General features: G+C 50.8%; 8 protein-coding genes. 5 read left to right on the forward strand and 3 right to left on the reverse strand.

Translation table 11 applies throughout. The features are described 5' to 3' along the window. Positions 1–190: 190 nt before the first annotated feature. The 3 genes from DESTI_RS02685 (at position 191) to DESTI_RS02695 (ending at position 7669) form a co-directional block, all read left to right on the forward strand. Positions 191–1786: a B12-binding domain-containing radical SAM protein gene (locus tag DESTI_RS02685; RefSeq protein WP_014808430.1), complete on the forward strand. Its 1596-nt coding sequence runs from the start codon at positions 191–193 to the stop codon at positions 1784–1786. Between the two features lie 847 nt (positions 1787–2633). Then, a complete protein-coding gene (locus DESTI_RS02690) occupies positions 2634–4508 on the forward strand; it encodes a hypothetical protein (RefSeq protein WP_014808432.1) in 1875 nt (624 codons plus the stop codon). 698 nt (positions 4509–5206) lie between these two features. After that, on the forward strand, positions 5207–7669 hold the full coding sequence (locus DESTI_RS02695; protein ID WP_014808433.1) for a VIT domain-containing protein: 2463 nt from the start codon (positions 5207–5209) through the stop codon (positions 7667–7669). 106 nt (positions 7670–7775) lie between these two features. On the opposite strand, the gene DESTI_RS30545 is transcribed toward DESTI_RS02695, so the two are convergent. The 3 genes from DESTI_RS30545 to DESTI_RS02705 form a co-directional block, all read right to left on the reverse strand. Continuing rightward, a complete protein-coding gene (locus DESTI_RS30545) occupies positions 7776–7949 on the reverse strand; it encodes a hypothetical protein (protein WP_014808434.1) in 174 nt (57 codons plus the stop codon). A 285-nt stretch (positions 7950–8234) separates the two neighbouring features. Further along, positions 8235–8756 (reverse strand): gamma carbonic anhydrase family protein, encoded by a 522-nt coding sequence (locus DESTI_RS02700; RefSeq protein ID WP_014808435.1) that lies wholly within the window; start codon positions 8754–8756, stop codon positions 8235–8237. A gap of 20 nt (positions 8757–8776) precedes the next feature. Next, positions 8777–9997 carry a hypothetical protein gene (locus DESTI_RS02705; protein WP_014808436.1) on the reverse strand — a complete coding sequence of 407 codons (1221 nt, stop codon included), beginning with the start codon at positions 9995–9997 and terminating at the stop codon, positions 8777–8779. Positions 9998–10166: 169 nt separating this feature from the next. Here DESTI_RS02705 and rfbD point away from each other — a divergent pair, with 169 nt between their 5' ends. Together rfbD and leuC are read left to right on the forward strand one after the other, a co-directional pair. Then, entirely contained in the window at positions 10167–11039 is an 873-nt protein-coding gene (rfbD, locus tag DESTI_RS02710; RefSeq protein ID WP_014808437.1) for a dTDP-4-dehydrorhamnose reductase, read from the forward strand. 149 nt (positions 11040–11188) lie between these two features. Continuing rightward, positions 11189–12448: a 3-isopropylmalate dehydratase large subunit gene (gene leuC / locus DESTI_RS02715; RefSeq protein ID WP_014808438.1), complete on the forward strand. Its 1260-nt coding sequence runs from the start codon at positions 11189–11191 to the stop codon at positions 12446–12448. Positions 12449–12692: the final 244 nt, after the last annotated feature.

Below are 12692 nucleotides of genomic sequence, written 5' to 3' on the forward strand. Positions count from 1 at the left end.
TCTCACCATCTAACCGTCCAGAATACAAAAAGGGCGAAACTATAGATAATTGAGTGTGGGCTAAACGTCAGAATTTTTAGCAATCGCTCTACAGTCATTGTTCGACGAAGAAATATACAGGCACCGGGCTTTTTTGCCGTTGGCTCAATACTGTGTTAAAGTCACAGTCGTTTTACCTGGAGAATTTTCAATGAAAATATTGCTTGTCAATCCGAGATATCCTCAGACCTTTTGGTCATTTAACAAAGTCCTTAGAATGTTGGGAAAGAAAGCCCTTCTTCCCCCGCTGGGTCTCATTACGGTTGCCGGCCTGTTTCCGAAGGAATGGGATCTTCGCCTCGTTGATATGACAATAAGGGATATATCTGAAGATGAATGGGCAAACTGCGACGTCGTCATGATAACAGGCATGATTTCGCAATGCGCGGGCATACTGCAAACCATTCGTGAGTCAAAAAGGAGAGGAAAGATTACCGTGGTCGGAGGGCCCTGGGTTTTTCATTTTCCTTCGGATGCTCTTGAGGCGGGCGCGGATATTGTCGTGAGGGGGGAAGCGGAAACAGCATTTCTTCAACTGAAGAAAGCATTGGAAGAACGAAGCTCGGGGGTCGTTATCGAACCAGAGAGGAAAGCAGATTTGACCCTCACTCCCATCCCTCGGTACGATCTCCTGGAACTCCATAGTTACGCGGATATGCCGGTGCAATTTTCCAGTGGCTGCCCTTTTCATTGTGAGTTTTGCGATATTACCCTCATGTTCGGCAGAATTGTCCGTACAAAATCGCCGGAACAAATTCTGGATGAATTGCAGATTCTGTACAATCTGGGATGGCGGCGTTCCATTTTCTTTGTAGATGACAATTTCATTGGAAACATGAGCCGGGCGAAAAAGTTGCTCAAGGCGCTTATACCGTGGATGAGACAGCGACGAAATCCTTTCGCATTCTACACCCAGGCTTCTGTCAATCTTGCCGCAGATGCCGATTTGTTGGACCTCATGGTTCAGGCGGGGTTTTATAGGGTTTTTCTCGGCATAGAGACTCCTGATGAAGAGAGTCTCCGGCTTGCCAAGAAATTCCAGAACGCGGCTGCCGACCTGGACCAGGTATGCAACTCGATTACTCGGGCCGGGCTCCAGATAATTGCCGGTTGCATCATCGGATTTGACGGAGAAAAAGCAGGTGCAGATCGACAACTCATAGCATTTGCCGGCAGAAACAGCATCCCGGAGATGTTCGTCACTATGCTTCAAGCCGGTCCGGGAACCGATCTCTGGCATCGACTCAAGCGTGAAAACCGTCTTTTTGAATCAGCTTACGACGAAAATCTCGGAAGTCAAACCGGCCTGATGAATTTTACCCCAACGCGTCCAATGGAAGAAATCGTTCGCGAGTTTACGGATCTTTACGATGAACTCTACACTCCCGAAGCTTTCCTGGATCGACTTTTCAAGCATTTTTCTCTCATGGAGACAGTCCCCCCGGTTCAGGATGGCGGACTGCCGTACTTGGGGGAGATCCGGGCCGTGGTTATCACGCTTATTCGACAGGGAATCTTGTATCCTTCACGATGGAAGTTCTGGAAATACCTGCTTCTCGCAATCATGAAGTTCCCCAAGCGTTTCAGACATTTTCTGGCATCCTGCATAACCGCCGAACACTATTTCGAATATCGCCGGACCATACGAAAATTGGTACAGAATTCCCTTGCAACTCATAGAAAGACTGAGGCGGAGTATGGTCACTCTTCCGTTGCCACAAAAAAGATCGTCGCAAAAGAGGCGTGAAAAAACGGGTCTCCTGACCCATGCCGGCATATTCTTTGTTTGTTCGGATATATTGCACATAGTATCGGATCGTCAAATATCTGCCCATGCTGTTGTTGCTTGAGTCGTTCTCCGGACGTACGGAACGATTGCCAAAAATTCTGACGCTTATCACGTGCTCCAACAGAAGATATTAGTGGGGACCGGCGGCCCCTGCCGGTCCATTCTCGCGATATCATCGATCATATTGAAGATGCTTCGGCACGGAGGCCGACACCTACCAACACTTCTTTTTTCAATCGGTCACTGATCTTTGGCCAAACGGACCCGCGCATTACACTATCCCGCTGGAGCATTACCCGAAAACGGAACCTCATGCTGAAAGAACTTGTCCATTTTTGCTCAATGATCTTATATAACTGATATTGTAGCAACCAGGCACAAATGTTTGAGAGACATGCGCATCGCCATTGCTTATATGAGAGCGTCAGTTATCCCTGCAAACGCCATTGTCTGCTGGAGCGCTCTAAAAGTGGTGGAACGATGCCGCGTAACGGCAGAAACGTGAGTGGAATTTACTGTAAGTTCTTCAGAACAGTGTTTTACTGCCGGAAAAAACACTGCAATGAGTTCCTAAGCTACCCAATCAAGCCAGATTTTTCTTGACACTAGCAGTTCGCTAATGTTAGAAAATTACCAAACGGAAAACTGTATGTACGCCAACCATTTTGGTTCGGCTACGAAGACTTGCAGCGCAGCAACTATCCCCCGATTGGCAGCGCGTGCATGGTTTGGTTGTCGTAACGGTTTGAGGCGATAACTGCCGAAAGGCATCTTTTTTTGATTCTTTTTTGATTGGGAGGAAGAGATGAAAAGATTTTCAGTGATTCTTCTGGCAGGGCTGCTGTTGGTAGCTTTTGCCGCTCCCGCATTCGCCTGGGAATTCTCCATGAAAGGCGAGTGGGAGTACCGCTTCCGTTATTTTGGCCGAACAGGTGACAAGGACCTCTTTGGCCAGCAATTCGCGAGCGAAGTAGGTTTTGCAGGCCAGAATATTTACGGAATTCTGGATTTTGCAACAGTGCCCGCTGCTCTACCCACCGGACCTATCACTGTGCCGCCTGCACCCGGACTGCCCACAACCGCCAGCGCGTTTTTCCCGGGGTTCGGTGCCTATACGGCGGGTAATCCGAATCAGTCAGCGGTTGGAAATGGCACCCTCGCCAATGTGAACACCACAGCCGCTTTGGCGGGCATGAGGATCATCCGTGGCGGTTTTTCCGCATATAGCTCGGATGCCATTTATCATGATTCCAGACTTACCTTCTACCCGGAAATCCGTGTAAATCCTGCTATCAGGGTGCACGGTGTTTACACCGTCGGTGGTCTTCGTAACAAGTACGCACAGCACAACTGGCCGCTTGTTCCTGGGCCGAGCTCCCCTTATATGGCTGGCGCCGGTGTGCCGCCGATCGAGCGTTATTATGTTCACCAGACCAGTGACAATGCGTATGACACCGCAGCAATCGGTAGCTGGGAACAGTTCCGTGCGACCATCCAGGTCCCCTGGGGCATTTTGTCTCTGGGTGTCAAAGACTTCCCCTTCGGCACGGGCGCGTCACTGTCTAACGGCCTGCGTTCAGAAGCATTCCTGTTGGTTGTTCCTTACGGCCCAATGCGTTTCCTCTGGGGCGTGTGGTTGGCTCGTAACGCTACCAACGCCGGATACGGAACGATTCCTGATTCCGATCGCAAACCGAGCTTCTTTGAAGGCATGCTGGCCACTTACGATTCCGGTGACTTGAGCATGGGTCTCGGGTACATTCTGCAGAATCTCCATGCAAAGAGCTACACCAATCCGAACGCAGCATATTTCCTGACCGACGGCAATCCCTACGGAAATGCTTTCGACCAGAACCTGCAGTTTTGGATTGCCTTCATGAAGTATAACAACGGTCGCTTCTTCTTCAACGCTGAGTATGCTTTTTTCCAGCAGGACCGCTATCATCTTATTGGACCGAATGGTCTTGGCGGTCTTACTGCAGGCGCTGCTCCTTTCTTCTTCGAGGGTTATCACTGGTTCACCGAGTTTGGTGTGATGGCAGGACCCACAAAACTTAGCCTTATGAACGCCATAGCCTCCGGTCCAGTGCTGAATACCGGCAACATAACCAAACAGTATACTGCGTATCCTATTGACTACCAGGCAATGGCTCCTTACCAGTTCCTTATGTTTGAGACCTACGGCGGTGGTAACGACGCTTTCTCCGGCCCGCTGCTGCCTGCTGACGGCCATGGTATGATGTCTGACGCATTCTGCTACGCCGCTCGTATGGACTACGCTGTAGCATCGAACCTCAATGTTTGGGGTAGCTACATCTGGGCTCACAGGCTTGAGAAAGCCGGGTACCTCTTCGGTGGAAAGAACTCCGCTGGTGGTGCAGCTAACGCCGCTCAGATCGCACTGTTCAGAACATCTGCAGGAAGAGCTGCTCCCCCGACTGGCGATCCGTATGTGACCGACGGCTATCTGGGTTGGGAAGCTAACGCAGGTGTGGACTGGAAACTCCTCGAAGGTTTGACCGCATACCTCCGTTACTCCTACTGGCAGCCTGGCGATTGGTTCAAGGAAGCCTATCAGGCTCATGTGCCCCTGCCCGGCGGTGGTGTCAATGACTTTGGCGTCCTGACGAGCAAAGATGCAATCCAGGCTTTCCATGGATCTCTCATGGTCAACTTCTAAACCAAATTCAATCTGAGAAACCAAGCCCGAAGGTCAAGACCTTCGGGCTTTTTTTTCATCTGATTCGTGGATCCTGGTGCAACGATAATTCAGCCTCGAAGCATCTTTTCTTCTCACCCAATCCTATTGAGAATAAGAGTCTTGGTGGGTGCGGGCCTCCGGCCTCCAGAAACTGTCGCAAAACTGTTTGGAGCAACGAGATCGTGCCACGATTCTCCGTCCGGGTAGGGGCAGACCAATGTGTCTGCCCTTATTGGGGCGGACGCTCTGGTCCGCCCCTACAGCCAGTGTAGGATGCGGTGACCAGCGGCAACCGCATCAGTCGAGGTCTTTCGCGACCGATGCGCTTCGCTTCGCTCATCACATCCTACGTGAGCTGGAAATTTAGATGGCGCGAAACCGTGCCATAGTAGCACGATTTTTCCGATTTGTTGAATTCCCCGACAGCTTCTTCATTGCCGGGAAGAAGGATTTCGTGCCACGACTTTTTCGTATATGCGACTTTTGAGACAGTCTCTCCCTGGTGGGACGCGGACCCCAGCAATACCTTTGTATTCTAGCGCAGGAAAAACGCCATAATTTTGAGCAATCGCTACAATTCATTTCTAAATTCTTTTCTTTGTTGAAACGCTTTTCACTTACCCGCGAATCCTCTCTTGAAGTCCTGTTGAACCGAGGCCAAATCAGAGGAGTCAGCTATGATAAAATTCAAGTTCCTGTCGATCTTTGCTCTATTCATTCTCAATTGCGCGACCGTGCTGGCGGGTGAGGCTCATGCTGCCGCGCCCGGACAGGGCGCTCTGACAATCATCGATCGGAGCGGGAAGGCTGGAGAAGGTTGCCCCCTGGAACATACGTCTGTAAAGGTGGACGTTTCAGGGTTTCTGGCGAGAGTGACTGTCAGGCAGATATTCCGTAATCCTCAGCGTGAAAAGATCGAGGCGGTGTACACGTTCCCTCTTTCTTCGGAGGGAGCGGTAAACAGCATGGTCATGAGAATGGGGGAACGCGTCATTAAAGGGGAAGTAAAACGGCGCGAGGAAGCCAGAGCCATGTACGAAGCTGCAAAGTCACGCGGAAATGTTGCTTCTTTATTGGACCAGGAGCGCCCGAATATTTTTACCCAGTCCGTGGCGAACATCATGCCGGGAGAGAGAGTCGAGATAGAAATTCAATACTCTGAGGTTCTCTCGTACGATGACGGTGCCTTCAAGTTCGTGTTTCCCATGGTTGTTGGGCCGCGGTTCATCCCTGGGGCTCGGACTGGGAAGCAGGGCACCGGACGGTCGCCGGACACCACGCAGGTCCGTGATGCAAGTCTGATCACTCCTCCTGTTGCGCCAGCGGGAACGCGGGCAGGTCATGACGTCGATCTCACCCTCACTCTGAAAGCAGGAATTCCCATCCATTCAATAAAGTCGGAACTGCACGAGATACATCTGCAACGAGACGGGACCGATCGCGCAACGGTGTCCCTGAAGAACAAGGATGAAATCCCAAATAGGGATTTTGTGCTCTCGTACACTGTGGCAGGTGATGACGTACGCTCCGGCATCCTGAGCCACAAGGAAGGAAAAAACGGATACGTAACGATCGTCATGGTACCGCCCAAGAAGATCGCCCCTGATAAAATCTCGCCCAAGGAGATGATTTTTGTCATCGATTGCTCTGGCTCCCAGGAAGGGAAACCTCTGGAGAAGGCAAAAGACACGATGCGGTACATTATCGATCGGATGAACCCCGATGACACTTTTAATATCGTGGACTTCAATTCAGGTGCGCGTATGCTCTTTGATGAGGCTCGGAAGAACACCGAACAGAACCGCGCAAAGGCGCTCACCTATCTATCGAGCCTGGAAGCTCGCGGCGGAACCTGGATGGGGCCTGCTGTGGAAAAGATCTGCAGCATGCCCCCCCAGTCGAACCGACTTCGGATCGTTACTTTCATGACAGACGGCTATGTGGGAAACGATTTCGAAATCATCTCCCTCGTGAAAAAATGCAGAGATAAGAGCCGCTGGTTTCCCTTCGGGACCGGAAATTCTGTGAACCGGTTTCTTCTGGATCGCATGGCCGGTGTGGGGGGCGGAGAGCCGGAATACATTCTTCTGAACAGCCCTGGAGAGGAAATAGCAAAGAAATTTTACCAACGCATTGCCGCACCGGTGTTGACCGACATCACCCTCCAGCAAGAAGGCGTAGCTCTGGAGGACGTATTTCCGAAGTCCTTGATCGACTTGTGGTCTCACAAGCCTCTGATTTTCAAGGCCCGCTATAAATCCGCAGGAAGAGGAGCAATTACCATAAAGGGATTTGCTGCCGGGAAGCCTTATACACAGACTCTTCATGTGGATTTGCCGGAAAAAGAGACAGCCAATCCTTCTCTGGGATCTCTATGGGCTCGTGCGAAAGTGGACGATCTGATGAGCCGCGATTGGTTCAGTGTTCAACAAGGCACCCCTGATAAGGAACTCAAGGAAGAGATCGTGCGCGTTGCTCTGGAACATCAAATAATGACCCAATACACAAGCTTCGTTGCTGTGGAGGAAACCACCGTTACTATTGGCGGTCAACCGATACGCGTAGCGGTACCTGTTGAACTACCGGACGGAGTCAGCAGGGAAGGCATATTCGGGGAACAGTCGGCCGCTCCGGTATCAGGTACCGCAATGGCGTATCGCCCAAACTCTCCTGTATTGGCAGGGGCGGTGGCAAAGGCAGTTCCAGTTCATCGCCGATTGGAAGGCGACATGCGTGTTTTGGAGAAAGAGGAAGACAGTCGCCAATCGGACGCTACGACAAGGAATTTTCCGGCTCCAGTGAAGGAGAAGGAAGATGAGAAATTAAATCCAGCTCTTATGGAACTGGTCGACTTTTTGAGAGCGCACGGGAAGGAATCCCTCGGCAGATATAAGAAGCTAGCGCTGGAGAACGGGAAGCTAACAGTGTTGGTATGGTTGAACGAAAACTCAGATACGACTCTGGGGAAGCTTAGAACAGTCGGGCTGGAGATCCTCTTCGTTTCTGCCGGGAAATCTGTCATTGGTTTCATTTCGGCAGAAAACCTGGAGCATCTTGCTGCGATTCCGGAAGTCAGACGTGTCGAACAGCCCAAGGCCGCCGCCGGGGTATCGTCCAGTGATAGGAAAGGGGGATTCTGAGAGGCAGATTCGGGTGGTTTTCTCGGAACTGACATACCTCCGAAACTACTACGGCCGGATGCGCCCACTCACGATCCGGCCGTAATTAATTCCGAGAGGGGGACGATCAATAGTCGTCAAAGTCCAACCTGAGGTCATCCTCAAAATCTTCGTCGTTAAGGGAGGAAAGGAAATCCGCGGAACGGCCCTCCAATGGATCCTCGAAATCGGCTAAGGCGTCGGCCAGCGATTCGTCATTCATGTGACCGATGTAGTAACCAATATTGTGTGTATGAGGCATGCGACCTCCTCCCGGCTTCTATTTAGTGGTGTTGCCAAGCAACGAAATTACTAAAACATAACAACTCTCTATTGTCAATCTTTAAAGTAAAAGATGAAATAAATGATTTTGAGGAAATGTATAGGCCAGTTTAAGAGCCATAAATGTACTTCGGTATCATTAGAGAGAAAATAATTAATTATGATAACGGGTAGTTGAAGATAATACTTAAACTAATGCCCTCTTAAGGTTCCGCGGAATGGCGGTACAGTTTCCAGCATCAAATCCGATGTTCTGCGAACCGGCTCAGACAGTGCGGACCAGTTCATCAAAGTTTCGGCCGTATTCGCCATACCTGGACAGGTTGATTTGATGGAAAGCCTTTTCCGCTTCTGTTGGTTCCCTTGTGGGACGGGCTGGAGTGCCCATGGCCACCCGATCGGCAGGAATCACGGTACCAGGAGTAACAACCGCTCCAGCAGCGATAATTGCTCCTTCTTCTATTACCGCGCCGTCGAGAACCAGCGCGCCTATACCGATAAGCACATTGTCGTGGACAGTACATCCGTGAAGGACTGCCCTGTGGCCGACGATCACTCCATTACCTAATGACAACGGGTACTTGCCTCCAGTCACATGGAGCATGCAGAGATCTTGAATATTGGTATGAGATCCGATTTTGATCCAGTGAACGTCCCCCCTCACAACACTGTTAAACCAGATGTTACTTCCGTCGCCTATTTCCACATCTCCCAGGACCACCACATTTGGTGCAAGGAACACGTCTTTGCCGAGCCTCGGTCTTATCCCTCGATATTCGTAAATCATCGCTGAGCGGCCTCTAGACTTCAAGCAGGGCTATTTCCTGCAGTAATGATGGCTTTGAAACTTTCACTGGAGAGGGACCGGGTCCGCTGAGGATTGAAAGACTCGTCTATCGTACGAATCTCCTCAAGGGGAACGGTTCTCTTGAGAGGACGGTACCAGGCGAATCGTATAACCATCACCTTTCCGGCTTTTGGACCGGAAGATGCAGCGTACTCCTTGACGTCCTCCGGGTCGAAGTAACCCATTTCATCAATTTTATTATAAAGATTCTTGGGCTCGTCCAGGTACCACTCTTCGATTCGTCCGGACCCCACCGCGCCCATGCGATTAACGTAGAAGAGGATGGGGAGTCCTTTCCGTATTTTTTGAATTCCCGTGGGATAACTGTATGTGAGATTGTTGATGCGGAGATCGCGTTGATGATTGAGTGGAGTCGCCCCAAAGAGGCTGTCTTGCTGTGAATAGGCCGGCGGCAAATCGATCAGAGTGACTGCGCGCTTCTTTTCCATGGGGAGCAGGAGAGGCCTGTCATTCTTGGTGCGAATCGTCAGAGGAAAGAAGAGTGTCTCCAATTCATGGAGCTCAAGTATTCTTGCAGGCGGATGCACTATAATATCAGGGCCGTTTCTTGTGATACGGTGCCATGAGCTGTGGATAAACGGCAACCGATAATCACTTTTGACTCTGTATCCAAAATCTTCACCTTCCGGTCTCACTTCATACCCCAAGGAGATGAGCAATTCCTTCAGGAACTGCATTATTCCTGAATAGGGAATGGAGCGATGCAACAGGTGTTTGCACATGCGGATTTCAGGACTTTCGCCCGTACCGAATCGTGAGGAGATTCCTTCGAGCATAAATCCACAGGACTTCAGGTTCGTGATAAAAGAGCTTGCCATTGCGGCAGGTATCTTTGCGGTTACTTTGCTGATGTTCTCTTCAGACCATTCAAGAATTTGCTCCTTGAGCAACCGTTCTGAGGCATCGAGTTCGGAGGCTCCCGGGCCGGTTCCCAGAGCAACGACACGGACTTCATTGATTGCATACGTGTACCAGAGCAATCCTGCACGAATTGTCTTTGCAGCTTCCAGGACCGCGCATCGAAGATTTTTGTCCTCTCCTCCTGATAAGGAGGCGTTCAGCATATCGAGAATGCCAGGATCGCTCTCGGCCCAGGACCGAAAAATCTTCTTGAGTGCGGGCAGATCTTTTTTGACTGCGTGCCTGAAGACAAGTTCCATTGGAATCCTTATCTTAGAAGAGCATCCCAGGTGGGTTGATACATAAGTTCACCCGGTAAACTCAACCTTTTCGCTATAATCTGATATAGGCGTAAGCCTTCCAAAAGAAGTTTGGAGTGATCATAGGCAAAATGATTGGTAATATCAACAGCCAAGTTGTGGAGGCATTATGGAGAAACTGAGGGAACCCGTGCTCCTCGTGGGGTATAGAGGGATGTTGGGAACAGAACTGCTGAAGATACTTCAGGAGCAAAGCATACAGACTGTGGCAGTAGACTTGAAAGAAATGGACATTACCTCCCGGGACTCAGTGAATTGTGCATTTGAAGAGTTCCACCCTGCAGTGGTGTTGAATGCTTCCGGGTTTACCGATGTGGATGGCTGCGAAAGCCAAGTGGAAACAGCATTTGCCGTGAATGCCGAGGGGCCCGCGAACCTGGCAGCGGCTTCCGCGAAAACGGGAGCGTTTCTCATACACGTAAGCACCGATTATGTCTTTGACGGGACCCGTCGAGAGCCTTACCGGGAAGACGACCCCCTCAATCCTCTCGGTGTGTACGGCAAATCAAAAGCTGCCGGTGAGATTCGGGTGAGGGAAATTATTCCCGAAAATCATTGCATTGTGCGAACGCAATGGCTCTTTGGGTTGCATGGAAAGAATTTTGTGGATACCATAATCCGGTTGAGCGGGGAACGTGACGTGCTCACGATTGTAGACGATCAAATAGGCTCCCCGACATATGCACCGGATCTCGCTGAAGCTCTCGTCACGCTTGCACGCATGCGCGGCCGTGGCACATTTCATGTGACAAATTCGGGTATTACGAGCTGGTACGGTTTTGCCGCCAAAATAGTCGAGATGGCAGGACGCTCAACAGTTATCGAGCCCATGAAAAGCAGTGAGTTGCAGAGACCGGCTCCTCGGCCGTTGTATTCCGTGCTCGATAATACGCGGTTCCTCAGTCTTTGCGGCTATGCTCCGCGAGAATGGACAGCAGCATTGCAAGCTTATCTCAAGGAACGGAAAGACGGCATACAATGACGGCGTTCGAAGGAAGCGCGGACCGAAACACGATACTCATGGGTGAAGATCCAAGCAGAATCCCAATCCCTGACTTCCGAGAACGCGGATTACAAAGGCCTCTTCTGCATTAGTTACGAATAGAAAGTCGAAGGAGTTCCAACAAGACCATGGGAATGACCATAACCGAAAAAATCCTTGCAGCCCACGCTGACATGAGCAGCGTCGAACCGGGGCAACTGATTTCAGCTCGTGTCGATATAGCCTTGGCAAATGATATCACCTTGCCGCTTGCCCTTGAGCCGTTTCGAGAAGCAGGTGGAACCAAGGTGTTCGATCCGGCCAAAGTCGTAGTGGTGCTGGATCATTTTAATCCCGCGAAAGACATAGCTTCCGCCCAGATGTTGAGCAAAGCCAGAGAGTTTGCCCGGGAACTGGGATTAATCCATTTCTACGATGTGGGAGTAATGGGCATAGAACACGTGCTGCTGCCGGAACAGGGCCTTGTCGTCCCGGGGGATCTGGTTGTCGGCGCGGACAGCCATACGTGTACGTACGGTGCTTTGGCTGCATTTTCCACCGGAGTAGGGAGCACGGATTTCGCCGCGGCTATGCTAACCGGTAAATGCTGGTTCAAGGTTCCGGAAACCATGCGATTCGTGCTCACCGGCAAACCTGGTCCGTGGGTATGCGGCAAAGACGTCATCCTGCACATCATCGGAGAAATCGGTGTTGACGGGGCCTTGTATAAATCCATGGAATTTAGTGGCGAAGGCGTTGCTGAATTGAGCATGTCCGACAGGTTTACCATCTCCAATATGGCGATAGAGGCTGGAGCAAAGAACGGGATTTTTCCGTTCGATCGGGCAACGAAGGACTTTGCGGACGTTCACGGGTCACGGCCGTATGTTGTGCAGGAAAGCGACCCGGATGCCGTTTACGAACAGACGAAGACCATCGATTTAGGCTCCCTCGAACCCGTTGTTGCGCTGCCTTTCTTACCCTCCAATGTTCGGCCGGTTTCAGAAGTTAAAGGGATGAAAGTCGACCAGGTAGTCATCGGTTCTTGTACAAACGGCAGGATTGAAGATTTGCGAATAGCCGCTTCAATTTTGAAGGGCCGGAAGGTTGCCAAAGGAATACGTCTCATAGTCATACCTGCTACCCCGCAGATTATGTTGCAGGCTATATCGGAAGGACTTGTGGAGACCATTCTGCAGGCTGGCGGAGCGGTTTCAACTCCCACGTGCGGCCCCTGTCTCGGCGGCTATATGGGCATCCTTGCACAGGGCGAACGCGCCGTATCTACGACCAACCGAAACTTCGTAGGTCGCATGGGTCATGTGGAAAGTGAGGTTGTGCTCGCATCGCCTGCTGTAGCTGCTGCCACAGCAGTACAGGGTAGTCTGGGCCATCCTGGCGATCTTTAACGCAAAAGGAAGCAGACGCGTTGTCGTTCGATACTGCACAACACTTTCGCCCACGTTCGTGCAACAAAAGCACTGTAGCGAACAGTAGGGTGATAGACATGGGCAATTTCGATGAAAGCGAAAAAAAAGTTTGAATCGAGAAGAAATTTTAGTTATGCTCGAACAGACCAGTGGGGTCGGTATCAGGCTTTCACAGGAAAAAATATCTTGACTTCCCGTGAGCGTTCTGATAATCAAAATGGCA

The organism is Desulfomonile tiedjei DSM 6799, assembly GCF_000266945.1.
GTDB lineage: Bacteria > Desulfobacterota > Desulfomonilia > Desulfomonilales > Desulfomonilaceae > Desulfomonile > Desulfomonile tiedjei.